Consider the following 422-nt stretch of genomic DNA (forward strand, 5'->3'; position numbering starts at 1 on the left):
CCGGCGCTGGTCGTGTTCATGAACAAGGTCGACATGGTCGACGACGAAGAGCTGCTGGAGCTGGTCGAGCTGGAAGTGCGCGAGCTGCTCTCGTCCTACCAGTTCCCGGGCGACGACATTCCGATCACCAAGGGTTCGGCGCTGTGCGCGCTGGAAGACCGTTCGCCGGAAATTGGCCGCGACGCGGTTCTGGCCCTGATGAAGACGGTCGACGAGTACATCCCGCAGCCGGAGCGTCCGGTTGACCGTCCGTTCCTGATGCCGATCGAAGACGTGTTCTCGATCTCGGGTCGCGGCACGGTGGTGACGGGTCGCGTCGAGCGCGGCATCGTGAAGGTCGGCGAAGAAGTCGAGATCGTCGGCCTGAAGGCCACGGTGAAGACGACCGTGACCGGCGTTGAAATGTTCCGCAAGCTGCTCGA

Annotated in this window: 1 protein-coding gene; it reads left to right on the plus strand. The window is 63.5% G+C overall.

All coding sequences use genetic code 11. From position 1 onward, the window contains the following. Nucleotides 1–422 (plus strand): EF-Tu/IF-2/RF-3 family GTPase (locus ACODS4_RS28140; RefSeq protein ID WP_488869187.1); only part of this gene is annotated, 422 nt, incomplete at both ends.

It is taken from the genome of Azospirillum sp. FG154 (genome assembly GCF_057809575.1).